Here is a 25,548-nt window from a genome sequence, read left to right on the forward strand (position 1 = left end):
TCGCGAGTTAAGAGTTTAGCTTAACACGTGGCCAAAGTTTAGCTTAACTAATAGGCGGAGTCAAACGAGATTTTAGCGGCTAAAATTTTCGTGGACCATAGAATTCCACAAAGTAAGTAATAGCAATTAACAATGAAGCATGAATCATAGCGGTTACTCCAGCAAACACGTCAGGTGTATTGTGATAATACATTGCCCTTACGAACTGAAACAGAACATCAACGGCGAATAGCCATTTAAAGATTGGCCAAACTATGGCAAGCGCTAACCAGACAATATGCACTAATCGGTGCAAAAATGGGGGAGAACTATGGACTAAAGGATCGGTGGCTTTGCGAACATTTTCTTGATGTGGGCGGTCCTTTCCTACATCCGGAAACTTATAAAGTTTTGCTGACATATTGACCACCTTTGCGAAATTAAGTTTTAATTATCAGTCAGGCCCGCGCCTGTGCCGTAATGTGACAGCATCACGGCAAGCCCCGGTTATGCCGGGGCTACCTACATCTTCTTACCTCCGCAATAAATGGGATATTCGTTACTTATGAATACTCAATCAATTGCGGCATATATCTTGCCGCTTTCATCGTGAACAGAAATGTAATCGATCAACCGATAGTACATTTCTATAAAGTGATCTTGCTCTGTCTTATTTGCAATTACGTTAAGCGTATAAAGAGTCGCCACAATACCAGCGGCATCTCCCGACATTTCACCACAAAAACCATTATCGGCATTACATGTGATCTTCTCATAGCCTGTAGGAGCCATATAAAAGCCACCATTTGAAAGCTTAAAGAACTCCCAATAACCGCCGGAATATTCTGCAAATAGTTTGTCCATAAAGGAATAAATCAGTGTTTCCCCTAGACAAAATTTTTCTTTGAAATAGGTTGGCAGGAAGTTGTTACGTTCAACCACTTCAACAACAGTTGCAGTAATGCTCATCGGAATCTCCGGTAAATGACCTTGGCGAAATGCCCGGCCTTCGATGCAAATAATAGGGCATAATGCCCTATATGTCAAGCTATATTGCTTGGCACTCCTAACAAGTAAAACCTCTATTTTTGGTGTTTAATCTCCTTCTCTTTCCCGCCATATCGCTTGGATACCGGCAATGTCGCATAAAATACCCCAGATAGCATAGGAAATGTCAGTTTCCCCACTAATCCATCTTCTTACTGTTCTACTGGCACCATTGCCAGTTAGCCCTACTTTTTTAGCGACCTGACCACCTGTTAACCCAGTTCTGCGGATTATTTCCCGAACCTCGTCACCGGTCGGCACACACCAATGCTCGCTAAAAGGCGTTAAGCATTCAGGACGGATTTCAACTACTTTCCCATCAAAAGGAGTTGATGAATATCTTCGCTTTACTGTTGTGTCTGGTTCATTGTTCATTTTGTAAATGCCATCGTTTTCGTTAGGGTCATTGATTTTAGCGGCTAAAATCGAAAGATCATTGTAGAAGTTGAAGTTGATCGTATCCATATAGTGACTGGACGCACTTCGGGTCTGATGCAACAACTTTCCTGCCTCTCGCGTTTATCCTATACCGTACTGGTTTATCGTCATAAGCGAATACACAGGTTTCGCTTGTTTTTGAAATTATAACGATGTTGCCAAGCTCTTTCGGAAATCGTGTCTCGATGATCCTGCATCGAGATCCAACTTTGATAATTTCTCTTTGGTGTTTAATGATTTCTGCATTTCGATAATCGGTTAGTTTTTTTGCGGCCTCATTGGCCCATTTCTTGACCTGAAAGGCTTGGTGTCTTGGAAGAATTGCTTCTACAAATTCATGTGAATCAGGAACTATGTAAGGTTTGGCCCACTTTGGAATAGGCGAGTCTTGGCTCAATTTATTAGAAACGTGAGTTTTTTTCTCCTTCAAGTATGACGAGAAAATAATTACAGCCGCTTCATCGACACATTTTCCAGGGTAAATGTTATCGAAATGAGATTTATAACCAGTTTCAGATATAAACGGTTCGTCTTTTTTTACAGCAATGAATTCAAAATGACCGTGGATTTTGACTTGATCAGTTGACGCAAAAAAACTTGGTGTGTACTTGACGATTACCTGAATACCCTTCAGTGTAATTACAAATTCACCTCGTTGACTCCACATAGGAATGACGCCAGGCGTACATCGACAATAATTTTCTATTAAGTAGCCCGCAGAGCTTTGGTCTTTTCGTGATCCTGATAATGTCCCGCCGTTTAACTTCCACTCGATTGCTCTATGCAGAATTATATTTTGTTCACGCAGTGGGATGTTGTCATTGCATATGATAGTAGCGTGAATTATGCGTACAGCCTCGTATGCTTTAAGTAGTGCCGTTTGTTGATCGTCGGGTATTGATGTTAGTTCTGGCGTATTAGCGATAAAGGAATTTATATTACTAATGATTGATACGGCTGTGGACATCGGATTCTCCGGTAATTGACCTTGGCAAATTGCCCGGCCTTTGGTGGAAAGAATAGGGCAATATGTCCTATCTGTCAATCTATCAAGAGTTACCTTAACTGATTGTCAAAGTCCTTTACATAATAATCGCGCAAACCCGCGACCTATTCCCCCTGAGTTCTCGAAATACTTATTTGTTCAAGTATTAGCGTTAGATGTTACCGACTTACCTGGGTTATCTCCTTCCTTATCAGATTGAGAATGATTGGAGTAGGCGGCCAGTCGGGATAGTTATCATCTGGCTGATTTCCCCAAACAGACCAATTTTTTTGCGGACCATGTGCAAATAGTTCAAGATAAGGTCCTGGACTGCATGACTCTACATTCTCTTAGCTATACGGTTAAAAAAAGGCTATATAAGGCTTATAAGTAATAAGGCGGCGAAAACGTTGCATTTCGCTAATATAATCAACGTCTTGAAAATTTAACCCGCGACCTATTCCCCTTACAGTGATCGAAAAATGTTGCAATTATTTGGGCGAATTGAGTATCAAAATTGTGTGTATTTTTCATTGCCACTTACCCGCGACCTATTCCCCCTGGGTTTTTATGATTCCGCGACCTATTCCCCCCACCATTCCATCAATCCGCGACCTATTCCCCCTGGACGCATTGAGCAAATTTGATGGAAATCAGGGCCTCAAAATGACCCGCGACCTATCCCCCCTGACTTCCGCGACCTATTCCCCCTGAATTTTTCCCGACAGCGCGACCTATTCCCCCCGGGGGGAGTGGGTTACAACCCGCGACCTATTCCCCTTTTGCGTTGGTTGACAGAGTAGATCCCCTTACTGATTGAAAAATGAATTACCCTATCCGTTGTAAACGCCAAATAATGATCAAGAAGGAATTTTTGATGTTTAGATTTTTGCTTATTTATGGCGAGCGAGTACGAACCCGCGACCTATTCCCCCTGGATCTTGTAAACCCGCGACCCATTCCCCCGCTTTTCTTGAGCGATAACCCGCGACCTATTCCCCCTGGATCTATCGAATTTTTCTAATTCCCTCTTCGATAGATTTCTTTGCGTCAATCAAGCGCCTATTTGATGCTTTTTGTTCGGCCGTAAATTGTGGAGATGGGAATATTGTATAAACAACGTCAACGATCTTAGCCCGTTTTCCACGTTCTTCTGCTTTGGTGTAACTCGTCAAAACACCGAGAGATTTCAGTTCATCCCAAGAAGCGTCAAGAGTAGCTATGGCATCACGTTCGCGTTTATAGCCTTCAAGCAAGGCGCTGTCTCGCTTGATTGTGCTATACCGCATTATGAAGTTATTAGTTAAAGAGGCTTGAGTGTATTTGAGAACCAATTGGGAGATTAACCATCTCGATAGTTGAGTCCTGCATTTCATCAATCTACGATAGTTGAATTGCCTATAGGTCAGATTTGAAATGCTGTTAGTTATAAGAGGATGAAATTGGATTAGCCATTTCGAGTCCTGTGAGTTGTTTACGGAATGGTCCTTTTTACTCACTCTCGCAAGTAAGGAAAGATAGTTCATCCGTGTGTAGCAAACCTCGGCATCGTCTGTCTCTCCTTGAATGTCGATGTTGCTAAGAGATAATATGTCTAACGCTTCTGTTAGTTCATCGTAACGGAGGGTATGCCCTTGATCAGCTAGATGGGTACGCAACCGGTGTAACGTAAATCGGCATCCAGAACGAAAGCCGTCAACATCATAAAATCCGTCGTCAACAGCGATTTTTCGTAACGCATGCTCGACAAGTTCCTCACGTGCTCCAGGATAATGTTCTTTTTCTTCTCCAGTGATAGGATCTTTTAGCCTCGCTGGTCGTATAAGAATCTTAAATTCATTACCTCTATATTTGAAGTCGATAGTGCAAATGGGTAATGCGCCGCTAGGAAGCCGCATTTCTTCTTGTCGTTTACGTGTGATTGAAAAGCGCGGAACACTGTCCCAAAGATCGAATGCATTGCCTAATTGATCGCGTTCATCGTTGGTGTTAGCCAAGAAATCTTGAAACAGGCATAGCTGATGATTGGAGTAAGCATCTGGAGGAACTGGCTTATGAGGGGAGATTCGTTTTTTGGCTGGTTTCTTTTTTGCAATAGGAATAGGCTCATGTTTAGGCGTTAGAGCGTCTTGGCTATTGTCCAAAAATGTAAGCTGATTGCCTTTCGACATGTATAAGTCCCGTCAAAGTAGGTAACGCGATAGTACGTGCGTAGAGTTTAGCTTAACTAATAGGCGCAAGTCAAACATGATTTGAGCGAGATTTTAGCGGCTAAAATCGAGACGAGAAACATGGGCACGATGAACAGCTCTCTTGTGCGTTGCCGACCAATTGGCTAGTCAAGGTGAAGGTGTGTACATAGAGAGTGGAAGTAAAAACATCAATAATGCAATGAACTATCTGGCTAACTGTCGCAAAAAAACATGTTATATTGCTACCAACTTGGTTCAGCGGTATTTATCTTAAATTCACAGTATCTGGCAAAACGTAATGGAGTATCCAAACAATACATACAATATAGAGGAAGCCGAGCTTGTTGAGTTTTTTAAAACTAAAGCCGTAAGAGAGATCAATATTATTCAGGATCTAAATAAAAAGTATCGAATAGTTGTAAGATTGACATGGAAGGACGGGGCATTTTTGTTAGTGTCTTATCGCAAGAAAGTACGCGAGTGGTCTACATTGGATACACTGTTTCGATACCTTAGAGATACTTACAAAGATTTATCAATACCTATAAGACTCACGTTCGCACCATCTGAAGAAGCAATTGATCCAATCGGCAATGAATTAAATATCGTAATAGATCAAAGTTAACAACTTTTAACCATTTGTTACCATGAATCCATCCCAATCAGTGAAGTATCTGATGATATGTTTTGGTCTAACACAAAACGTATTCGCCGAAACAGACGATGATCTCGGGTTGATTTACGGGTCTGATCAAATGCAATCTATAGCATCAGGTCACCCGTTGCCGCAAAGCCTAAGCCCTAGTGTTACGTCCGTGTTGACTAGCCAAGATATTGATAGGATTGGGGCGAGACGAATAACAGATGTTCTTGAATATTTGCCTGGTGTACATATTAGCAGCGCCCGTAATGGTACCAACGTAATTGGTTTCCGTGGTATTGCGTCGGAATCAAATTCGCAAGTATTAATTTTGATAAATGGTATTCCTCTACGAAACACATTGTTTGGTGGAAAACCATTTGAGTGGAATATGCCGGTCAAAAACATTTCTCACATAGAGATAATTAGAGGGCCAGGTTCAATGCTTTATGGCGGCGATGCGATGGCCGGGGTTATTAATATTGTTTTGAAAACCGGAAGGGAACTAAAAGGTGGCGATGCCGGCGGATTCGTTGGGAATCAGGATACTTATGAAGGTTGGGCTGAATACGGTAGCGAACATGGCGACTTAGAATACAGCCTAGCATTCCAAGGCGGCAGTACTAATGGTTTTAGAGGGCGGGTTAACCAAGACGCACAGACGGTTATAGATAACCAATTTGGAACGCATGCATCTAACGCACCGGGATTTACTAATAACGGGCGGGAAGATATTGACGCTCGGATAGACGTGGCCTATAAGGATTTGATCCGGCTCAGAGCGGGGTATCAAGGGTTTTACAATGTAGAAACCGGTATTGGCGCCGCGTATGCGCTGGATAACACGGGCGGAACAAATAATGACATTTACAATATTGATCTGTCTTTAAATAACAAAATCACCGACGGGCTTTCTAATACAACGTCGCTGTATTTTTTAGGACAGAATCCAAGTACCGATGTAAATCTATTACCGGCAGGTACGTTCGGTGGATTATTACCATTAGGGGCAAGGAATATCGTATCTGGATTCCAAGGTACAACAGGAATTACTACGCAGCTTAACTATATTGGATTCAACAAACATACCATCACAGGCGGCACGGGTCTTATTTATAACTGGATTTCCGACGGCACCGACAAAATTAATTACATCATAACTCCATTCTTTGCCCAGCAGATTCCATTAACTGAGGCGTCGGTATTTGGAAGAGATCCATTGTTAGCGTCGAAAGAAAGAACAAACTACTATGCGCTGATTCAGGACGAGTGGAATTTTGCACCAGACTGGTATCTAACCACTGGCTTTCGCTACGATTATTATTCTGATGTATCGCCTGGTTATAGCCCGCGCATTGCTCTGGTGTGGAATGTCAATTTGAACCTGACAACAAAAATATTATATAGCCGAGCGTTTCGACCGCCTTCGTTTCTTGAGAAAAATCTACCACTGATTCCGGGCACTATAGTAAGGCCGGAGACTGTAAATACAGTAGAATTCCAGGTTGAAAACAAATGGGCGTCTGATTTAATAACTTCTGCTAATGTTTACTGGTTTAAGCAAGAGAACTTAATCACATCTACTAATTCAACTAGTATCACCCCGGTCGGCTTTCGAAATAGCGCCCCAATTGATGGGATTGGCTTTGAAACTGAAACAAAATACATGATAAATAGTAATGTGAACGTAGCCGTTAGCTACAGTTATCACGGGCTGCCATCCACTTCTTATACAGGCCTAATGCCGGAGCATATGGCAAAAGGCTTGATAAACTGGGACATTACAGATAACTGGGCAGTAGGGACCCAATTAAATTGGATCGGCGAACGGAAGAGGCCGTCCGATGATCCTCGTGGGAATTTAGCTGGCTATTTTACGGCTGGGCTAACATTATCAACGAAGATCACGAAACCACTTGAATTAACATTTAGAGTAAACAACATTTTTAATTCAACTCTAAAAGAACCAACATTGAATCCTATTTTATTCCCTGGTGATGAAGCGATTCTTGGTCGAACAGTCCTTGGACAAGTGAAAGTGACATTCTAGTGCTTATTTACTTAGCTAGGCTAATAACAAATCCCACAGGCGCATTAACCTCTATACACAATAAATACGGCGATTGTGTGCAAACATGCATTTTTAATAAGAGGCTTTTGTTTACTTCAAATCCCGCACATTATGAGGAAATATTCAATCAAGAAGCGAAAGGGCTTTTGAATAGGGATTCGCTTTATGAAGCAAAAAAGCCTATGTTCGGCGATGGACTTTTTAATAGCAAGGGTGAGACATGGACTAACCAGCGCCGACTAATGCAACCGATGTTCACAAAGCAAGCCATCGCAGAATGGCACGGCATTATGCTGGAAGAAGCGGCAAATGCCGTAGCGCGGCTTAAAAGCAATGGTTCGACTAAAGTAAACATATCAGAAGAATTAAAAGCAATCATTCAAAGCATTCTGATTCAGGTTATGTTTGGCCGGCTTAATTCATCAAATAGTGAAAAGTTATTGATGGCGGCTATTGACACTATTGTAAAGGGATTATTTCCCCATTTATTATCAGAGACGTTAGGCAAGGGAAAGCTCAAACGGCTTTTTGTCCTGCAAAATAGGAGAATGGAAAAAGCCATCAATCAATTCGTGGGCTATGTTGAGTCGAAAATCGATGAAATCGGGCCGGACGGGCATGAGTTAATTTCTCTAATGATGAAAGGTCGAGATAGAAATGGCTCACAGATGTCGAGAGCATTACTAAGGGATGAGGCGGTGACACTATTCTTGGCCGGACAAGACACTACAGTTAATACGTTGATATGGTTCTTCTATCTCATAGGAAGGCACGAGGTTGTCCATAAACGTATCACTAGTGAGATTATGGAACTCGAAGACGCTCCATTGACGCCAGAAACGTTGGAGCGGTTGACTTACACCAAGGCCGCACTTTATGAGACATTGCGTTTATATCCGCAGGCAATTGCTCTTAGTAGAGACACAGCGGAGACAATTACCGTAGGCGGTCAACGGATTCCAAAAGATACATCAGTGATCATGAGCCTGTATGCGACAAATCGTGATGGTAGGTGGTGGGATCGGCCGGACGAATTCAACCCAGAACACTTTTTGAACGGTGCAGCAACTCAGAGACATAAATACACGTTTCTTCCGTTTGGTGGGGGGGTGCATAATTGTGTTGGTCGACACTTTGCTGAGTTGGAAATGATGGTGATTATTGTGACAGTGTTACGAGCATTCACAATCCAGGTCAATGAAGATATTAACCCAACCGTTAGTATCACGTACAAACCTGAGAGGGATGTAATAGTGTCAGTTACTCCAAACGTTAACGCCAAAATAGGTATGTGAGAGCCGTCTAATGAAAGCGATTGTTGCTTCAAGCGATTACGAAATTAGTAATGCAATCTCCAATCAATTAAGGAATGTAACCGGGGTTAGCATATCCGTTATTGAGACAACGGATGATTTCATCGAAGCCCTGAAAGGCGATGAATATGACGTGATTATTTCGGATTATTCCTTCGATGGCGTTGATATATGGCAACTGACGAAACTGGTAAATTCGAAGCAATTGGCTAAGCATGCTTTACCCATCTATTTGCTTACTGAAACGTGCGGCACAGAAATACCACCAATTCTCGCGAAGGAGCATCACTTCAAAGTGATCTCTCTAAATGACTTAACAGAAGTTCTACATAATGCTGAAAAGTTCGGATATTCACGCGGTCAGCGTGGACAATTGCGGGCAAGCATCCTGGTCATTGAAGACGACGACGATGCTTTGGATATTGTATGTGAAGCGCTAAAGAGCGATTACGATATTGACAAGGCACAAGACGGTGAGGAAGGTCTTTCTCTTTGGAAAAAGAAGCGTCACGATCTTATCTTGCTTGACTATATGCTTCCGGGTCGTAAAGGCGACGAGGTACTATTGGAAATAATGGATATTGACAAAAATCAGCCGATTATCGTAATGACGGCATTCGATAAGCCTGAATATAATAAAGATTTTATTCTAAACGGGGCTAGTCAATATTTACCAAAACCATATACATTGGCGGATTTAAGGGCGCAATGTCTTAGTTTAATATGTAAGTCGAAACTAATCTATCAAGATTATTACTACGAACAACGACAAAGTAAGCTAAGAAGCCTAGTTTATGAATTAGAAAGAGAGTTAGAGTGTAGCGATAAAGAGAAAACGCGGCGGATAATTGAAACGATGAAAATGAATTTGCCTCACAACATATCCGAAGACGAACAGTCTAAACTCTGGGATTCGGGAGTCTTACCGTAAAAATAGTGCCGGACACGATATTCGGCTCAACGGAAATGTCACCATTTAAACGTTGTACAAATTGTTTTGTTATTGCGAGCCCAAGGCCATGCCCCCCATGTCGGCGGCTAAGGCTCATGTCCACTTGCCACCACGCATCAAAAATTTGATCGCAATACTCAGCCGGTATTCCACAACCAGTATCGGTAACCTGAATGATCAAGAACGCCTGGCTAAATCGCCAGTTTAATGTGATAACACCGTCTACTGTAAACTTGCAAGCATTGCTCAACAAATTATTGAGAACGTGCCGCAATACTTCGCTATCGGACACAAACATTGCCTCAGCGCCAATTACCTCAATTCGGTTACGATTACGGGTAAGCAAAGGAGCAACATTCTCCACACAATTATGCATCAGTTGGGCGACGGCAACAGGGCTAAGCGCAACTTCATAACGATCAGCCTCAAGCTGTGCATGTAACAAAATATTGTCGATCAAACTATTCAAGTCATTAACGCGAATCAATGCCTTAGTATGTAAAGCCCGGTTTTCTGAATACATTGGATCGTCCGGTAGACGCTCAGCCAGTAGCTGCAAATACCCGCCGATTGCGTGTAAAGGGGTTTTCATCTCATGACTTACCATTGACATGATCTGCGCCTTGTAAACGTTAGCCGTTTTACTGCTTTCAAGTGCGATTTTCAAAGCACTTGTTCGTTCCTCAACACTTTTCTCTAATTCGGTTTCGGTTACTTCTATGTTAGCCAACATTTCATTTAGCGTAATTCTCATGTTATTGATTTCCGGTGAGCCAGAGAAGTGAACGCGATTTCCGCGCTCACCAATACTTACCTTATTAAGAACCGTTGCCATTTCCATCAGAGTGGAAGTAAACAATCGAGACAGCCTCCGGACGATAACAATAAAGAATAAAGAGAAAATCAAAGTAATCAATATTGATCCTAGTAAAAGCTTCCTCATTACTAGGTCATACTCGGCCTTGGATATTACAAGTTCGACATATCCTAAATAAATGTCTTGGTATATAGGGGAATAGAAGCACCATGAATCTCTGTTATCCACATAACGAAGTTCGTCTATACTAATCAACTGCACTACATTGCAGGAATACCGTGATCCATAAGATGCCAACGGTTCACCATGATTATTGTAGATCGATGCGCCCAATACGTTTTTGTCAGAACCAAAACTATGCGCGACTGATTCTGACTGCTCTGTTGAGCCCAAAATAACTGCATATATAGCGGATTCAGCAAACGTTTTTGTGTGTTCTCGCCAATAGTGACTGGTGTAGTCATTGATGTAATTGGATATTAGTTTATGCATGAATCCAATTAAAAAGCATGACGATAAGATAATAGAAACAAAAATCAAAAGATTGAACCGCTGTTGCAGGTTATAGCGGTCGAGCACTTTCATTTTATTTTAAGAGCAAAAGACTCTAAAACAACGGGGGAAAACTCAAGCGAAAGGTGCTGCGCAACTCGCCTATTCAGCGCGAATTTAATGACCCTTATGTTTTCGTAGACAGGACCCGGATGGCCTACTAATCGACCTAATTGCTCTCCGAGGGCGAAGTCATCTGGATAGGCCGCGATAAGAGCGCCATTTTCCAAATGACTCAGATTGGTTGATAAGAGGATGAGGCGTTTGTCCCATGCAACCTTCGAGACTTCATACAGAATGTTCTTTGGTAAATTCGCGGGAATGAATACTGCGTCAGAGGCCGATACTTCATCTAAAAGGCGGCCAAGAACACGAATTGTGTCTAGCGAATCTACTCCTTCTCTTAGTTCAATGGTTGTAGAAGACTTTAAATTAGAGGGTACATAATCAATGGTCTGAAAGTGAGCCTGTTGCACAATAAAAAAGCGTTTGACCGTAGGTAATAGCCTAGATAAGTGTTCAACCAAAATGCGATTATCAAGGGCCAGGCCCACGCCGCTGTATTCAGATTGATTAAAGTACATCAAGCCGGCCAGTGTCCGTTCTCGATATTCCGTTTTATATATGGTGTCAACGATGCCTTTACCGAGCGCGATTATCCTGTCGGCATGGGCCGCATCCAGCAATGAGAGTAAATTATTGTTGTCGGTAGTAGTCTCAATCCGTTGCGCATTACTATTGATTTTTTCGATACCAGCGATTACCTGAGCATACGCCGGATTTGCCAAGCCATCCGCCGAGTAAACTATGACTACTTGAGGATCCTTGGCGAATGTTGAGCAACTGATAAAAAAAATACTTGCCTTCAGTATCTTACAAATCTCTTTCCGCATTTATCATCTTTAGCTGCTTCAATTCCATAATCAACGGCATCAGTTCATGCCCAGTTAAATCCCTCATTCGCCAATATTTTGCGGACTGTTCGCCTTCTAACCAAATGGTAATGGCATGAACAGTTTTTTTTGCCAAATCTATTGCCATACGCGGCTGCATTGTACGTTGGCTTATCTTATGACGATGAATAACCTTCAACAAACATTCAACTGGGTCAGCTAAACCATCCTTTGTTGTTCCTTGACTATCATTTAATTTTTTCAAGAACTCAGTAATTGGCTTATTTAAACCAAGCATTATCATCGCTCCAGCTAAAACACCAGTAGTAAAAATATCCGACTTAGGAGATAAGCTATCGACTAAGACTAGTTCACTCTTAAATACCTCAATAGCCTTTTTCATATTTATATCTTCACGCTCTCTAATTGATCTTTTGTCCTGTAGAGAGCGTTGGCGACCACGGAGTGCTATATGAATAGCTTCATTGATAAACCCATTCCGAAGCCGCTCGGACGCAAAGACCAGTCCCAGCTCGTTATAAGCCTCTTTGACAACCTCATGCGCTGGTAGTGACTCAAGACGCTTCATCTTGGCGTCAATACATAGCGCCTCATAATCAGCCTCGGTCATTTCAAATATCATGGCCGTGAGGTAATCGGGTTTTGGAAGTCGCCCCTTAAGCCACGCGTTCTTGCGCCGGTTCCCGGTTAATTTGAAGAGCGTATCACCGACCTTCACCAGTACCACGGTGACCGCATAGGCATACAAAGACGAAATATGCTGGACAAAACCGTCGCTATCGCTTGCATCAATATCAAAGAACTCAGGTTCGCGTATTTCAAGCCACTCCTCGAAAGACAACCGCACAACGGCGCAACCTAAGTCGCTAATAGGATAGACCATTTCCATAAAGCATAATAAAAAAAGTTAATGTATTTGCTATCGTAAGTCGTTGTTGATAATATTTTTTTCGCCGTTAATAGCATGTCTAAAACATGATGCGCCGAACGCCCCACGCCAATAGCGGCACGCGAGAGGATGAGCACTACGAAATTTTAGCGGCTAAAAAATCGCAACCGACACGATATTACATAACGGAAGTTAATTGCCCTAACAAAAAGAACGGAGTTTTTAAAAAAACTTAAAAGTGCAACGCATATTGTGTTGACTGCATAGGCAGATTGTAATAGAGTGCAATGCAACTTGTTAAAAGTGCATTGCAAACTAAGTAAGTCGCACGGTTGAGCGGTGTGGCAACGATCAGAGAGGATAACGATGACCCACGAAACACATTTACACGAGTCAGTAGGTGACAGGGCAAAGGTAAAGTTAGAACGCGACCTAGGCCCCATCATTCTGTCCGCTTTAGCGGATCCTAAAACCGTTGAGGTGATGCTGAATGCTGACGGCAAACTGTGGCAAGAACGACTAGGCGACAAGATGAAATGCATAGGCACCTTATCCGGCAGCAAAGGTGAAGCAATTATAAAAACTATTGCGGGTTTCCACGGCAAGGAAATCACTAGGTTAAAACCAATCTTAGAAGGCGAATTTCCGCTTGATGGTTCAAGGTTCGCCGGTCAGCTACCGCCTATTGTTCCCGCGCCGACCTTTGCAATCAGAAAGAAGGCAGTTGCGATATTCCCCCTGGAGCAATACGCCTCAGACGGCATTATGACCAGCCGTCAATTCGATTCGATTACAAAAGCAGTCAAGGACCACAAGAACATTCTGGTAGTAGGGGGGACAGGATCAGGTAAGACGACGCTTGTAAACGCCATTATTAACAAGATGGTTGAGTTCGATCCCACAGAACGGGTGTTCATTATCGAGGATACCGGCGAAATTCAATGCGCCGCAGAAAATTACGTTCAGTACCACTCAACCATTGATGTGCCAATGACGCAATTACTGAAAACAACACTCAGGATGCGACCAGACCGGATATTAGTAGGGGAGGTGCGCGGACCTGAAGCGCTAGATCTGCTAATGGCCTGGAATACCGGCCATGAGGGCGGAACCGCCACACTTCATGCAAACAATGCAAAAGCGGGGTTAGACCGTCTCGCGATGCTTATCAGTATGAACCCCGAATCACCAAGACCAATTGAACCGCTGATTGGCGAAGCGGTACATGTAGTTGTCTTTATCGCCAAAACCCAAGAAGGCCGTCGTATCCAAGAAATCATAGAGGTTTCGGGATACAGGGACGGTCATTACATAACCGCAAATCTTTAGGAGTTAAAAATGAATGCACTCGCCAACCGAATGCAAACCGCACCGCTAGTTTTGTTAATGGCATTGGTTTTTTTTATACCGGAACAGGCAACCGCCGCCGTAGGTGATGGTGGAGCGTTACCGTATGAAGATTGGCTTACAAGCCTTCGAACATCAGTAACCGGGCCCGTAGCATTTTCCTTGTCCCTGATTGGAATTATCGTAGCCGGCGGTGTGCTGATATTCGGCGGGGACTTAAACGGATTTTTCCGGACACTGATTTTCATCGTGCTGGTTATGGCGCTTCTTGTCGGTGCGCAAAACGTGATGACTAACGTATTCGGGCGCGGCGCAGTAATCATGCCATCGTCTGACGAGGCAGGCGCACAACTCAGAATTATGGGTATCGGGGTAGCGCAGTACACCAAGGAAGTGGCGGTAAGCCTGTTCGCAATCGCCTTATTAGTAGGGCTTCAACTGCGTACATCAAAAGAAACTGACCAATCATTGACTGTGGTAGGTGAAAAGTAATGGCCTTACGCGCGATTCCTATCCGCAGAGCGGGTAACAGAGACAACTTGTTCATGGGCGGGGATCGCGAGTTTGTGATGTTCTCCGGCCTTGTGGCCGGAGCACTAATTTTCTCCGCTCAAGAACTGAGGGCCGCCATCGTCGGGATAACGCTATGGCTGTGTTCGTTATACCTAGCGAGGTTAGCGGCCAAATCAGATCCCAAAATGCGATTTATCTATCTAAGACATTTGCGGTATCGAGGTTCGCGGGTAGGCAATCTACGAGGTTATTACCCGGCGAGAAGTACCCCGTTCCGCGAAAATCCAAACAGCCAAGGGAAACAATACAGATGATGATCGAGGCCATAACATTCACGATAGCTTTACTGGGGATTACGTTAGTCGCAATCCTCGCCAGAATGATATACAGGGCGGACAAGGATCGCAGGTTAAGTCAACATCGATCAAAAAACGCCAGTGTTGCCGACTTGTTGATTTATGCCGCCGAAGTCGACGACGGCATTATTGTCGGGAAAGATGGATCATTTTTAGCCGGCTGGCTTTATACGAGCGATGATAACGATAGCTCAACGGAAGCGCACCGCGAATCAATATCAGCTAGGTTAAATCAGGCCATATCCAGACTAGGTAGTGGCTGGATGATCCATGTCGATGCCGTGCGTCGTCCTGCGCCTTCATATTCGGAACGCGGCTTATCGGCCTTTCCTGATCGGATTACCGCAGCTATTGACGAAGAGCGACGGAAGCTATTCGAAGGGCTAAGCACCATGTACGAAGGGTACTTCGTCGTGACATTGACGTATCTTCCTCCTGTACTCGCTGAGCGTAAGTTTATTGAACTGATGTTCGACGATGACGCAAAAAAACCGGACGCCAAGGCATACACAACCGACCTAATCGAACACTTTAAACGCGAATGCCATAACATAGAAACGCGATTGTCGGCGGCGGTCAATCTGCGCCGTCTTAAAGGACATGAAATTGTCAATGAAGATGGGACAACAGTCATTCATGACGATCTATTGCGCTGGTTGCAATTCTGCATTACTGGGAAAAATCACCCGGTCCAACTGCCGACAAATCCTATGTATCTCGACTGCTTAATTGGTGGTGAGGATTTACTAGCCGGTGTAATCCCCAAGATCGGTCGAAAGTACATCCAGGTTGTGGCAATTGAAGGATTCCCACTTGAATCGACGCCAGGGATGCTTACCGCTCTTGGTGAGTTACCAATCGAATACCGCTGGTCGTCACGGTTCATTTTCATGGACCCGCATGAGGCAATCAGTCATTTGGAAAAATTCCGTAAAAAGTGGAGGCAAAAAGTCCGCGGTTTCATTGATCAAGTGTTCAATCTTAATACGGGCCCAATTGATGAAGACGCACAAAATATGGTGGACGATGCACAAGCGGCGTTAGCCGAAGTCAACAGCGGCATAGTAGCCCAAGGCTATTACACCAGCGTTGTAGTGTTGATGGACGAGAATAGAAAACTTGTACAGGAACTGGCCCAACAAGTAGAGAAGGCTATCAACAGACTAGGGTTTGTCGCCAGAATCGAAACCATCAACGCAATGGAGGCCTATTTAGGTAGTTTGCCTGGTCACGGCGTCGAGAATGTTCGCCGCCCGCTATTGAACACCATGAATCTGGCAGACCTGCTGCCAATTAGCACGATCTGGACCGGGCGCGAATATGCACCATGCCCAATGTATCCGGCTCTTTCACCACCGATTATGCATTGTGTAACACAGGGCTCAACACCATTTAGGCTTAATCTCCATGTTGGTGATGTCGGGCATACCTTCATGTTCGGAAGAACCGGTGCCGGTAAGTCTACCCATCTCGCCATACTCGCCGCACAGTTACGCCGCTATCAAGGGATGCACATTTTTGCATTCGACAAAGGGATGTCTTTGTACCCATTAACAGAAGCAATACATGCAACGAGTGGCGGACATAGCGGCAAACATTTCACAGTCGCCGCCGACGACGAAAAACTGGCCTTTTGCCCTTTGCAATATCTGAAAACCAAAAGTGATCGTGCATGGGCTATGGAATGGATCAATATCATTCTGGCGTTAAATGGCTTGAATACATCGCCAGCTCAACGAAATGAAATAGGTAATGCCATCATCAATATGCATAACAGCGGCGCTAGAACATTATCCGAATTCACGGTCACTATTCAAGACGAGGCTATTCGTGAAGCGCTTAAACAATACACGATTGATGGCGCAATGGGGCATTTACTGGATGCGGAAGAAGACGGGCTAGAACTAACCGATTTCACGGTTTTTGAAATTGAAGAGTTAATGAACCTCGGGGATCGATATGCGCTTCCAGTGTTGTTATATCTCTTTAGGCGCATCGAACGATCATTAACCGGCCAACCAACTGCAATTATTTTGGACGAGGCATGGGTAATGCTTGGCCATACGGTATTTCGCGAAAAAATTAGAGAGTGGCTAAAGGTACTGCGGAAAGCGAATTGTTTCGTTCTGATGGCAACTCAAAATTTATCGGACGCCGCGAATTCGGGCATCCTCGACGTAATTATCGAATCAACTGCGTCGAAAATCTTCTTGCCAAACATATACGCAAGGGAGGAAGACGCAACCGCACTATATCGTCGTATGGGGCTTAACTCCAGGCAAATTGAGTTGTTGGCGACGGCCATCCCCAAACGACATTACTACTACGTCTCCGAAGAAGGCTGCCGTCTCTACGATCTTGCGTTAGGCCCACTCGCTTTGGCGTTTGTAGGTTCATCGGATAAAGACTCTGTAGCAGCTATTAAAAAACTCAAATCGACTCATGGGCATGAATGGGTTGATGAATGGCTCGGTAGAAAGGGGTTAAGCATTGAAGATTACTTGGAGAAAGCAGCATGATTTTTAAAAGAAAAGACCCTAAAGCGGATCCCAGAAAGCGCCCGGAAGTTCTGGTTGGTGGTCGCAGAGCTGGAGAAAACGAAAATCCTTATTTGTCGGCAAGACGAACATGGAAAGATCACACTCAAGGTGTGATAGCTACACGGCAGGCCTGGCAAATAATGGGGATTTTGTCCTTGTTAGTGGCGTTAACCGGAGTTGGCGGAATGATCCATATCGGTCAGCTATCGAAATTTGTGCCTTATGTCATACAGGTAGACAAACTAGGACAAACCGCCGCTGTCGCCAGAGCCGACCGTGCATCACCAGTGGATGGGCGAGTAGTTGCATCTGCCGTATCAGCCTTTATCTCGAATTCTCGAATAGTCACCATAGACATCGCGCTACAACGAAAAGCCGTTATGGATGTTTACGCAATGTTAGCTCCTGGGGATCCATCGCTACAAAAAATGACTGAATGGTTGAATGGCACCGAAGAGTCTAGTCCGTTTAAACGCGCGATAAAGGAAATGGTAAGCGTAGAAGTGGTGAATGTCCTTGCCCAAACCCCAGACACATGGGAGGTCGATTGGATTGAAACGACCCGCGACCGGCAGGGTGTCGTTACCGGCAAACCTGCATTCATGAGGGCATTAGTCACCATTAAAGTCGTTGAGCCAACGCCGGCCACAAGCGAAGAGCAAATCCGTAAAAACCCAATCGGTATTTACGTGAAAGACTTTTCTTGGTCCAGACAACAACAGTTTTAACCGAACGAGGGAATTCTATGAAAAAGCAATTTAGAGCAATGCTAAAGATAGCAATGGCGCTATTTGTAATGCAGTCCGCCGAGGCCGAGCCGGATATGGCGGATATGTACTTTGCAACGAAAAACCCAACATTAACCAAGCAAGAAAAACAGGCGATTGCGATAGCGGAAAAGTGGAAAGCGAGTAGTGCAACCGGTATGGCACCAACCAGCGGACAAAACGGTACGATCACTTTTCTTTATGGCGCTCAACAACCAAGTATCGTCTGTGCAGTTCTCCAGGTGTGCGACTTATCGTTGCAGCCTGGCGAACAAGTAAACGGGATAAATCTCGGTGACACCGCAAGATGGACCATTGAACCCGCGATAGAAGGTAGCGGTTCGAACGAAGTACAACATCTGATTATCAAGCCACATGATGTTGGGTTGGAAACATCGCTATCGGTGACAACCAATCGCCGGGCCTATAACTTGCAGCTACGATCACACCGCACACAGTACATGCCCAAAGTGGCTTTTACTTATCCCGAGGATGCGATGGCGAAATGGAATGCAATCGTCCATAAAGAACATAAAGAACGCCAAGAAAAGACCATTCCTCAAACCGGCGAGTATTTAGGGGATCTGAGCTTCGATTATGAAATCGAACCTAATGGCCCAATTTCATGGACTCCAGTTCGCGTTTATCACGATAAGCAAAAAACCATAATTCAAATGCCGGAAACAATGGCCCAAACCGAAGCACCGACATTGCTTGTTGTGCGCAGGGAAGGGGGGGTGTTCGAGGACGATGAAACCGTGATGGTGAATTATCGGGTACAGGGCGACCGTTACATTGTCGACACTGTATTCGATAGAGCAATCATGATTGCAGGTGTTGGTTCAAATCAAGACACCGTAACCATTCAACGGGTGAAATAACATGATCAGGATATTAGCGTTCGTCATCAGTATTGCCGGACTGTTTGGATGCGCAACTGAACGATTCGGCAATTTCGAATCCAATGCGCCTTCTGGGCTTCATGAAGGCATTGCGACCGATACCATTCAGCAGCTGGAAAAGGTCTATCCACCTGCTCAAACTCAATTCAATTTCGGCCAAGTGGTTCCAAAATCCGACCGATTTGGCATGTTGTTGCTGGAATCGCTGAGAGCAAAAGGCTATGCAGTGAAGGAATATAGCCCGAAATCAACTGCCACCGGCGCTGGACTGAGATTCCAGTACGTCATTGACAGGCCATCTAATACGCCAGATTTGTATCGTCTTAAGCTCAAGATCGACGACGTTACGTTGACTCATGCTTATGAGGCAAAGAATAACACCGCCTTGTCAGCAGGCGCATGGGCAAAAATGGAGTAAAGCAATGGAACGTACAGCAGATACCGTCAATGAAGATTATATGTCGCCGGAAATGTCACCGGATGAGCCAGAAGCCGGTCACGGCGTTCGCCGGGTCAATAACTTGCCAGTGCTTATTCTGGGCGTCGCCATCTCAATATTTTTGATCATAATGGTCCTTGTTGCAGCCGACCGGGCAAACCAGCAGAACAAACCCGATATAGCAGATCGGCAGAAAGGCGGGAACGCCAATATGTTGGCAAAGGAAATAGTCGGCAATAATCTGGGAGGCATTATTCCCCCTGAAACTAAACCGCAACCAGAGCCGCAAGCGGAACCTACACCGCCAGTCAAAATTGTTCGGGCCGATATGCCGCCTACACCCCCAGCCGCCGCGCCCAATAGAGCCCGTACCCCGGAAGAGGATGCAGCCGCACGTATTGCCGCAATGAAGCGTCAACAATTTGAAGATGCAATTAAGGCAAAAACGATGGTAACGGCAGTTTCCCCGCGTAGCGCCGGCTCACCTCCAACCGTCGTTTCAGCATCACAAGTTCAGACAACAAGCCGAGACGGAGTACTCGCGAAGCTGGCGGCGGTCAGAGAGCAAATGACGGACGCAGACCCGATGACCGCATATAAGAAACGACTTTCGGCATTGCAAGAGTCTGGAATTATGGAAGCAGGTGGGGAAGGCGGGATTGGCAGCAATGAACTATCGCCGCAACTCGTTAGTTCCGAAGGCACGGGTGACAAAAACAACATCAATCAATTCGGGAAATCAGGATCAAGCGATAGATGGCGACTGGACTCATTACCAGAAGCGCCCAGAACGCCATTCGAACTGAGAGCCGGTTTCATTATCCCTGGAACGTTAATTTCTGGGATCAATTCCGAGTTACCTGGGCAGATTATGGCCCAAGTTTCACAGGACGTGTTTGATACGGCAACCGGAAAATATTTATTGGTTCCGCAAGGCTCCAGATTGGTTGGTGTTTATTCAAGCGAAGTGGAATACGGTCAATCGCGTGTTCTTGTTGCATGGCAACGTATCGTCTTCCCCGATGGCAAGGCGATGGATATTGGCGCAATGCCGGGGGCCGATAGCGCGGGATATGCAGGATTCACGGACCAAGTAAATCATCACTTTGTTCGTATATTTGGTTCCGCACTGCTGATGTCGGCGATTACTGCCGGAATTACTTATAACCAGCAGCAGAACCAGCAAAACAACGGATACACGGCCCCTAATGCCAACAGTGCGATGAGTAATGCACTCGGACAACAACTAGGCCGTGTGACCTCCCAAATGATCGCGAAAAACATGAATATCGCGCCGACTCTGGAAATAAGACCCGGCTATCGATTCAACATTATCGTTACGAAAGATCTAACGCTAACCAAACCGTATCAAGCATTCGACTATTAAGGTTCACACCATAGGAGTAAGTTATGAAAAACAACAGCATTTTAGCCGCTAAAAAATTGATGTTAGGCTTGGTGATCGCTACAGCAATGTTCGCACCAACGATTTCACGTGCGGGCGTTCCAGTAATTGACGGCACAAATCTGACGCAAAACGTTATGACTGCCGTTGAAGAAGTCGCTCAGACATTGAAGCAAGTGCAGGAATATGCCACTCAACTGGAACAGTATTCAACGCAGTTGCAGCAATACGAAAATATGCTGCAAAACACTGCATCTCCAGTGGTCAATATCTGGGATAGAGCGACCGCAACAATGGGAAGACTTCGCGGAACCATTGATACCGTCACTGGTTATAAAGACAGGTTCGGAAACCTAGATAACTATTTGTCAAAGTTTAAAGACATCAACACTTATAGAGGCTCAGCATGTTTTAACGGCGAGGCCTGCACGGAAGCCGATTTAGCCGACTTACGCGATTCTGTTCACCTTGGTTCTGAGGCGCAACAAACAGCAAACAAAGCCGCAATCGAAGGCCTGGATAGCCAACAAACCGCTTTGGAGGCCGATGCCGCAACGCTTGAAGATCTTCAAGCGGCGGCACAAGGTGCCGATGGTCAAGTCAAGGCAATCGGTTATACCAATCAGCTCGCCAGCCAACAGGCCAATCAGCTTCTGCAAATTCGCGGGTTGTTGATTGCGCAACAAAACGCCGACATAACCCGAAATCAGGCTCTTGCAAATAAGGAAGCACAACAACAAGCGGCATCAGACAAGGCCCACGTTGTGCCGTATGCATACGGCGATAATGCAGGCTGGAGCATCAGGTAACTCCACATGTCCATTAAATATATCCTGGTGGTGATACTGATCGTGTCCGCGATTGCAACAACCGTAAGCAACTGGGACGGTCTTTTTAATCGCGGCGATGACATTTTGCCGGTCGCGGAGGAAGCGGAATCAGACACTGACACTGACACTGATGGCGAAGAGTTTGTTGTCAATGAAATAAATTGTCGACATGAAAATCTTGCTCGCATTGTGAATGAGAAAAAGCGGCGTCGACTAGCGTCGGCTTGTGCTCGCCGGGTGACGTTCGGTGCTGCCAACAATCGAAATTGGACGATCAAATGAATAAACAAATGTTATTGATTGCTACCATCCTGATAGCGTTATCTACTGACGCCTTAGCGGCAATAGATGGGCCGAACATTATGGATGATGTTCAAGGACGATTCGCCGCAGCAGCAGCCGGATGGGCCGACGCCATAACTGCGAGAGCAACCTGGCTATTCTGGGTATTGGCCTTAATTTCTATGGTATGGACACATGGCTTTTTATTATTAAGAAAGGCCGATATTGGCGAGTTCTATGCCGAATTCCTTCGGTTCACGATCACCACAGGGTTCTTCTGGTGGTTGTTGAGTAACGGTCCTGCAATGGCGACCGGCATATTTGCATCAATGCAAACGCTAGGGTCAAATGCGGCCGGCCTCGGAGTGGTAACACCGTCTGGCATTATTGATGCTGGATTCCAGGTGTTTGGCAAAGCAATTACAGCATCCTCCATCTGGGAACCAGTCGAGGGCGCTGCGCTGATTATCATGGGAGCGGTCGTACTGGTAATAATGGCCCTGATTGCTACGAATATGCTTGTGCTCTTTATTAGCGGCTGGATCCTTGCTTATGCCGGTGTGATTTATCTGGGCTTCGGCGGTGGCCGCTGGACTACGGACATGGCAATTGGCTTTTACAAAACGGTACTGAACGTCGCCATACAATTGATGGCAATGATTCTGATTGTCGGGATTGGGCAAGCCTTTATCAATGATTATGTCGCGGCAATGGAGGCCGATATGACCTACGCGGATATGGGCTCGTTTCTAGTCGCATCAGTGGTTTTATTGTTATTGGTCAACAAAGTGCCGCCAATGCTAGGGCAAGTCGCATTCGGTGGCGGAACTGGGGCACTTGGGCACGGATTTGGAGCTGGTTCAGCAATGGCGGCGGCGGCTACTGCCGGAGCCGCCATCGGCGTTGCTGGCGGGGCGATTGCCGCTGGAGCAACGAATATCGGAGGCGGTATTCAAGCCATTATGGCGGCGTCCAATAAAGCAGCGGAATTCGCCGGAAGTGGTGGGTCGGATTCAGCATCAAGGATGACCGCCGACTATCTACAAGGCGGCCAGAGCAATAGCGATTCATCATCCTCAAAAACGACGACACCGCTTGGTGAAGCAATGGGGGGAAGCAGTACGTCCAGCCGGGACAGCAACCCCAAATATGGCCCTTCAATGATAAAAAATCTGGCGACTGGTATTGGCGAAGTCGCAAAACAGAAAATCAGGGACAGAACCAGTAATACGTTCGGCGGCCAAGTCGCATCCGCAATTAGCAATAGCGGGCAAACAACACCCTCATTTGGTGGAGATAGCTTATCTGGATCCGATGAGGCAGTTGATCCAGCCGAAGAAGTCGCTGCATTCACTAACGGTAACAATAGCGGTAACGCGCAATCAGCATAACAGGTGAAAAATCATGAAAACGTTAAAACTTTGCATTATTGCAATCGGCATATTTTCCGCGTTAGTGTTTTCTCAACCGAAAACAGCTCGCGCGAATTTCTTAAACCAATGTCCGAGACAATAATATGCCCGCTATAGACATTCCTCCACAAAAACAAGAGCAGGTTGTTTGCGCGATTACTGCGGCAGAGAAATTTGATATACCAGCGAATATTGTGCTGGCTGTTGCCGAGAAAGAAGGCGGAAAACCGGGGCAATGGGTCAGGAATACAAATGGCACTTACGATGTAGGCCCGATGCAATTCAATACGTCCTACTTAAATCAACTGGCAAAGTACGGCATTACGCCAGAGGATGTAGCAAGCGCCGGATGCTACCCATACGATCTAGCTGCATGGCGGTTAGCTGTTCATATCAAAGACGATAAGGGTGACTTGTGGACCAAAGTCGCAAATTATCATTCAAGAACGCCTTATTACAATGGGATATACAAGGCGGATTTGATGGTACGAGCCAACAAGTGGGCCGATTGGCTAGATGTGGTTCTAAAGGGTGGAACTTTAGAGGTCCATCAAGCAAGGAAGACGGAGCCGGCACCCGCTCAGAGTCAACAGAATATCTTAACGGCGCAGTATCAAAGGCCGATGCAAATGCAGACGGCCACAACTTACATCCCTCGCAAAATTATGGTTAGCGCCGACTAACTGTCTCATTTTAGCCGCTAAAAAAGGAAGAATAGAATGAACTATCCACGTGTAGTTGTGGCAGATGGCACCATTGAAGCCATCAAGTGGTTTTCACTGATCCTTATGATTATCGATCACACCAACAAATATTTATATAAGGGCGGCATTCCTGTTTTATTCAACATAGGCCGCTTAGCGATGCCGTTATTTGTTCTGGTTCTCGCGTATAACCTTGCAAGGCCAATGGCGTTCGAGCGTGGCGTACATATCCGGATTATTAAGCGATTGGCGTTGTGTGGATCGTTGGCAACCCCGGCCTTCCTTGCTTTGGGCGGATTACTGGCCGGATGGTGGCCGTTAAACTTTATGTTTGCGTTGTTGGTTCTCACGCTCACCATTTATTTAATCGAGCATCAAACGATCACTGGCTACCTAGCTGCGGCGGTAGTGTTTTTACTTGGTGGCTCAGTGGTCGAATATTGGTGGCCTGGTCTTATTCTTGGCTTATCGGCGTGGTGGTATTGTAAAACGCCACAGCTTGCCCCGGTAATTATTGCAACTATATCCATTCTGTCATTACGTCTAATCAGTGGCAATTACTGGGCCCTGGCGGTATTACCGGTTGCATTGATAGCTTGTTTAGTGCGATTGCCCGTTCCGCGTGTCCAATGGGCGTTCTATGCCTTTTACCCATTGCACCTAACCGCTCTGTGGATCATTTCCATGACAGACACAACTTTCACCAACCTATAAGGAAGTATTTATGACCATAAAGCGCCTAGTCATACTTGCGTCATTTATGACGTTCGCAAACGTCGCAAAAGCGCAAACATTCCATATTGAGCCGATTACCTCAAACACGGTAGCCGATGTCGGCATCATTGAAATGCCACGATCAAATACCGTAACAGTCTTATTTGATAATCGGAGCATTACTTTTCGTCCTAGCATTAACGATTCGTCGGTTTTGGACGACGCCAAGAATGCCGCATTGATAACGGTTCGAGGCCGGACCAGTACGCCAATCCCGAGCGCTAAGGACGAGCAGCTTGCATTATCAAGGGCAGTATCCGCTAGAAATTACTTAATAGAGCGTGGCGTGTCTCCTTTGAAAATTCACGTGAATTACGCTTCCGGATCTGATTTTATCGCAGACAATTCAACACCCGAAGGGAGGCGTCAAAACCAGCGGGTGGAAATTGAACTGGTGTACGTCACACCGACAAGCAGTTACTCGTCAGTCACCCAATAGTAGGAAAGTACTTTGCCTACCCACAGTAACCTTGCCGGCACTTTTTGCG

25 protein-coding genes are annotated in these 25,548 nt (G+C 45.3%); 17 read left to right on the plus strand and 8 right to left on the minus strand.

What is annotated here, in order from left to right:
- Positions 1–79 precede the first annotated feature (79 nt).
- From kleE to QLH52_RS19980, 5 genes are all read right to left on the minus strand, one after another.
- On the minus strand, positions 80–400 hold the full coding sequence (gene kleE, locus QLH52_RS19960; RefSeq protein WP_319962709.1) for a KleE stable inheritance protein: 321 nt from the start codon (positions 398–400) through the stop codon (positions 80–82).
- Between the two features lie 152 nt (positions 401–552).
- Complete coding sequence (locus QLH52_RS19965; RefSeq protein WP_196433893.1) at positions 553–948, minus strand: antirestriction protein; 396 nt, start codon at positions 946–948, stop codon at positions 553–555.
- Between the two features lie 126 nt (positions 949–1,074).
- On the minus strand, positions 1,075–1,491 hold the full coding sequence (locus QLH52_RS19970; RefSeq protein WP_319962710.1) for a helix-turn-helix domain-containing protein: 417 nt from the start codon (positions 1,489–1,491) through the stop codon (positions 1,075–1,077).
- Complete coding sequence (locus QLH52_RS19975; protein WP_196433892.1) at positions 1,460–2,431, minus strand: hypothetical protein; 972 nt, start codon at positions 2,429–2,431, stop codon at positions 1,460–1,462. Before QLH52_RS19975 ends, QLH52_RS19970 begins: the two co-directional genes overlap by 32 nt.
- 1,025 nt (positions 2,432–3,456) lie before the next feature.
- Positions 3,457–4,620 carry a replication protein gene (locus QLH52_RS19980; RefSeq protein WP_319962711.1) on the minus strand — a complete coding sequence of 388 codons (1,164 nt, stop codon included), beginning with the start codon at positions 4,618–4,620 and terminating at the stop codon, positions 3,457–3,459.
- 668 nt (positions 4,621–5,288) lie between these two features.
- On the opposite strand from QLH52_RS19980, the gene QLH52_RS19985 reads away from it, so the two are divergent.
- From QLH52_RS19985 to QLH52_RS19995, 3 genes are read left to right on the plus strand one after another with little or no spacing between them, the layout of a single operon-like run.
- Positions 5,289–7,331 (plus strand): TonB-dependent receptor plug domain-containing protein, encoded by a 2,043-nt coding sequence (locus QLH52_RS19985; RefSeq protein WP_319962712.1) that lies wholly within the window; start codon positions 5,289–5,291, stop codon positions 7,329–7,331.
- Positions 7,331–8,647 (plus strand): cytochrome P450, encoded by a 1,317-nt coding sequence (locus QLH52_RS19990; RefSeq protein ID WP_319962713.1) that lies wholly within the window; start codon positions 7,331–7,333, stop codon positions 8,645–8,647. The genes QLH52_RS19985 and QLH52_RS19990 overlap by 1 nt, the downstream gene beginning before the upstream one ends.
- Before the next feature lie 10 nt (positions 8,648–8,657).
- Complete coding sequence (locus QLH52_RS19995) at positions 8,658–9,596, plus strand: response regulator (RefSeq protein ID WP_319962714.1); 939 nt, start codon at positions 8,658–8,660, stop codon at positions 9,594–9,596.
- Here QLH52_RS19995 and QLH52_RS20000 read toward each other — a convergent pair.
- The 3 genes from QLH52_RS20000 to QLH52_RS20010 are packed head-to-tail and all read right to left on the minus strand — an operon-like array spanning position 9,565 to position 12,789.
- Positions 9,565–11,019: a sensor histidine kinase gene (locus tag QLH52_RS20000; protein WP_196433887.1), complete on the minus strand. Its 1,455-nt coding sequence runs from the start codon at positions 11,017–11,019 to the stop codon at positions 9,565–9,567. The two genes, QLH52_RS19995 and QLH52_RS20000, sit on opposite strands and share 32 nt — an antisense overlap.
- A complete protein-coding gene (locus QLH52_RS20005; RefSeq protein ID WP_319962715.1) occupies positions 11,016–11,879 on the minus strand; it encodes a hypothetical protein in 864 nt (287 codons plus the stop codon). Before QLH52_RS20005 ends, QLH52_RS20000 begins: the two co-directional genes overlap by 4 nt.
- Positions 11,860–12,789 (minus strand): hypothetical protein, encoded by a 930-nt coding sequence (locus QLH52_RS20010; protein WP_196433885.1) that lies wholly within the window; start codon positions 12,787–12,789, stop codon positions 11,860–11,862. Before QLH52_RS20010 ends, QLH52_RS20005 begins: the two co-directional genes overlap by 20 nt.
- Positions 12,790–13,155: 366 nt before the next feature.
- On the opposite strand from QLH52_RS20010, the gene trbB reads away from it, so the two are divergent.
- The 14 genes from trbB to QLH52_RS20080 all read left to right on the plus strand — a co-directional run bounded on the left by trbB (position 13,156) and on the right by QLH52_RS20080 (position 25,499).
- Entirely contained in the window at positions 13,156–14,118 is a 963-nt protein-coding gene (gene trbB, locus QLH52_RS20015; protein WP_319962716.1) for a P-type conjugative transfer ATPase TrbB, read from the plus strand.
- A 9-nt stretch (positions 14,119–14,127) separates the two neighbouring features.
- Positions 14,128–14,628 carry a TrbC/VirB2 family protein gene (locus tag QLH52_RS20020; RefSeq protein WP_196433883.1) on the plus strand — a complete coding sequence of 167 codons (501 nt, stop codon included), beginning with the start codon at positions 14,128–14,130 and terminating at the stop codon, positions 14,626–14,628.
- Positions 14,628–14,963, plus strand: a complete 336-nt coding sequence (locus tag QLH52_RS20025; RefSeq protein WP_319962717.1) for a conjugal transfer protein TrbD — start codon at positions 14,628–14,630, stop codon at positions 14,961–14,963. Before QLH52_RS20020 ends, QLH52_RS20025 begins: the two co-directional genes overlap by 1 nt.
- The gene (locus tag QLH52_RS20030) at positions 14,960–17,524 is read left to right on the plus strand and encodes a VirB4 family type IV secretion/conjugal transfer ATPase (RefSeq protein ID WP_482194193.1); all 2,565 of its coding nucleotides are present in this window, start codon (positions 14,960–14,962) and stop codon (positions 17,522–17,524) included. Before QLH52_RS20025 ends, QLH52_RS20030 begins: the two co-directional genes overlap by 4 nt.
- Positions 17,521–18,273, plus strand: coding sequence for a VirB8/TrbF family protein (locus QLH52_RS20035; RefSeq protein ID WP_196433881.1), 753 nt, complete (start codon positions 17,521–17,523; stop codon positions 18,271–18,273). The genes QLH52_RS20030 and QLH52_RS20035 overlap by 4 nt, the downstream gene beginning before the upstream one ends.
- 17 nt (positions 18,274–18,290) lie before the next feature.
- Complete coding sequence (gene trbG / locus QLH52_RS20040) at positions 18,291–19,193, plus strand: P-type conjugative transfer protein TrbG (protein WP_196433880.1); 903 nt, start codon at positions 18,291–18,293, stop codon at positions 19,191–19,193.
- 1 nt (position 19,194) lies between these two features.
- Positions 19,195–19,632 (plus strand): hypothetical protein, encoded by a 438-nt coding sequence (locus QLH52_RS20045; protein ID WP_196433879.1) that lies wholly within the window; start codon positions 19,195–19,197, stop codon positions 19,630–19,632.
- Positions 19,633–19,636: 4 nt separating this feature from the next.
- On the plus strand, positions 19,637–21,040 hold the full coding sequence (locus QLH52_RS20050) for a TrbI/VirB10 family protein (RefSeq protein ID WP_196433878.1): 1,404 nt from the start codon (positions 19,637–19,639) through the stop codon (positions 21,038–21,040).
- Between the two features lie 23 nt (positions 21,041–21,063).
- Positions 21,064–21,867, plus strand: a complete 804-nt coding sequence (gene trbJ, locus QLH52_RS20055) for a P-type conjugative transfer protein TrbJ (RefSeq protein ID WP_196433877.1) — start codon at positions 21,064–21,066, stop codon at positions 21,865–21,867.
- Positions 21,868–21,873: 6 nt separating this feature from the next.
- The gene (gene trbK / locus QLH52_RS20060; protein ID WP_196433876.1) at positions 21,874–22,170 is read left to right on the plus strand and encodes an entry exclusion lipoprotein TrbK; all 297 of its coding nucleotides are present in this window, start codon (positions 21,874–21,876) and stop codon (positions 22,168–22,170) included.
- A complete protein-coding gene (gene trbL, locus QLH52_RS20065; protein ID WP_196433875.1) occupies positions 22,167–23,561 on the plus strand; it encodes a P-type conjugative transfer protein TrbL in 1,395 nt (464 codons plus the stop codon). Before trbK ends, trbL begins: the two co-directional genes overlap by 4 nt.
- 125 nt (positions 23,562–23,686) lie before the next feature.
- Complete coding sequence (locus QLH52_RS20070) at positions 23,687–24,265, plus strand: lysozyme family protein (RefSeq protein WP_196433874.1); 579 nt, start codon at positions 23,687–23,689, stop codon at positions 24,263–24,265.
- Positions 24,266–24,301: 36 nt separating this feature from the next.
- Complete coding sequence (locus tag QLH52_RS20075) at positions 24,302–25,000, plus strand: TraX family protein (protein WP_319962718.1); 699 nt, start codon at positions 24,302–24,304, stop codon at positions 24,998–25,000.
- A 10-nt stretch (positions 25,001–25,010) separates the two neighbouring features.
- On the plus strand, positions 25,011–25,499 hold the full coding sequence (locus tag QLH52_RS20080) for an OmpA family protein (RefSeq protein ID WP_319962719.1): 489 nt from the start codon (positions 25,011–25,013) through the stop codon (positions 25,497–25,499).
- Positions 25,500–25,548 lie beyond the last annotated feature (49 nt).

Origin of the sequence: Methylomonas defluvii (assembly GCF_033949435.1) — a bacterium.
GTDB classification, from domain to species: domain Bacteria; phylum Pseudomonadota; class Gammaproteobacteria; order Methylococcales; family Methylomonadaceae; genus Methylomonas; species Methylomonas defluvii.

Bases quoted from the DNA above. Each gene is read 5' to 3' on its own strand.
- trbK (WP_196433876.1), top strand. From the start codon at position 21,874: ATGTCCATTAAATATATCCTGGTGGTGATACTGATCGTGTCCGCGATT.
- QLH52_RS19970 (WP_319962710.1), bottom strand. From the start codon at position 1,491: ATGGATACGATCAACTTCAACTTCTACAATGATCTTTCGATTTTAGCC.
- trbB (WP_319962716.1), top strand. From the start codon at position 13,156: ATGACCCACGAAACACATTTACACGAGTCAGTAGGTGACAGGGCAAAG.
- QLH52_RS19975 (WP_196433892.1), bottom strand. From the start codon at position 2,431: ATGTCCACAGCCGTATCAATCATTAGTAATATAAATTCCTTTATCGCT.
- QLH52_RS20050 (WP_196433878.1), top strand. From the start codon at position 19,637: ATGGAACGTACAGCAGATACCGTCAATGAAGATTATATGTCGCCGGAA.
- QLH52_RS20035 (WP_196433881.1), top strand. From the start codon at position 17,521: ATGATTTTTAAAAGAAAAGACCCTAAAGCGGATCCCAGAAAGCGCCCG.
- QLH52_RS20005 (WP_319962715.1), bottom strand. From the start codon at position 11,879: ATGCGGAAAGAGATTTGTAAGATACTGAAGGCAAGTATTTTTTTTATC.
- QLH52_RS20030 (WP_482194193.1), top strand. From the start codon at position 14,960: ATGATGATCGAGGCCATAACATTCACGATAGCTTTACTGGGGATTACG.
- QLH52_RS20010 (WP_196433885.1), bottom strand. From the start codon at position 12,789: ATGGAAATGGTCTATCCTATTAGCGACTTAGGTTGCGCCGTTGTGCGG.
- QLH52_RS20025 (WP_319962717.1), top strand. From the start codon at position 14,628: ATGGCCTTACGCGCGATTCCTATCCGCAGAGCGGGTAACAGAGACAAC.
- QLH52_RS19980 (WP_319962711.1), bottom strand. From the start codon at position 4,620: ATGTCGAAAGGCAATCAGCTTACATTTTTGGACAATAGCCAAGACGCT.
- trbJ (WP_196433877.1), top strand. From the start codon at position 21,064: ATGAAAAACAACAGCATTTTAGCCGCTAAAAAATTGATGTTAGGCTTG.
- QLH52_RS20070 (WP_196433874.1), top strand. From the start codon at position 23,687: ATGCCCGCTATAGACATTCCTCCACAAAAACAAGAGCAGGTTGTTTGC.
- QLH52_RS20045 (WP_196433879.1), top strand. From the start codon at position 19,195: ATGATCAGGATATTAGCGTTCGTCATCAGTATTGCCGGACTGTTTGGA.
- kleE (WP_319962709.1), bottom strand. From the start codon at position 400: ATGTCAGCAAAACTTTATAAGTTTCCGGATGTAGGAAAGGACCGCCCA.
- QLH52_RS19965 (WP_196433893.1), bottom strand. From the start codon at position 948: ATGAGCATTACTGCAACTGTTGTTGAAGTGGTTGAACGTAACAACTTC.
- trbG (WP_196433880.1), top strand. From the start codon at position 18,291: ATGAAAAAGCAATTTAGAGCAATGCTAAAGATAGCAATGGCGCTATTT.
- QLH52_RS20080 (WP_319962719.1), top strand. From the start codon at position 25,011: ATGACCATAAAGCGCCTAGTCATACTTGCGTCATTTATGACGTTCGCA.
- trbL (WP_196433875.1), top strand. From the start codon at position 22,167: ATGAATAAACAAATGTTATTGATTGCTACCATCCTGATAGCGTTATCT.
- QLH52_RS20000 (WP_196433887.1), bottom strand. From the start codon at position 11,019: ATGAAAGTGCTCGACCGCTATAACCTGCAACAGCGGTTCAATCTTTTG.
- QLH52_RS20020 (WP_196433883.1), top strand. From the start codon at position 14,128: ATGAATGCACTCGCCAACCGAATGCAAACCGCACCGCTAGTTTTGTTA.
- QLH52_RS19995 (WP_319962714.1), top strand. From the start codon at position 8,658: ATGAAAGCGATTGTTGCTTCAAGCGATTACGAAATTAGTAATGCAATC.
- QLH52_RS19985 (WP_319962712.1), top strand. From the start codon at position 5,289: ATGAATCCATCCCAATCAGTGAAGTATCTGATGATATGTTTTGGTCTA.
- QLH52_RS20075 (WP_319962718.1), top strand. From the start codon at position 24,302: ATGAACTATCCACGTGTAGTTGTGGCAGATGGCACCATTGAAGCCATC.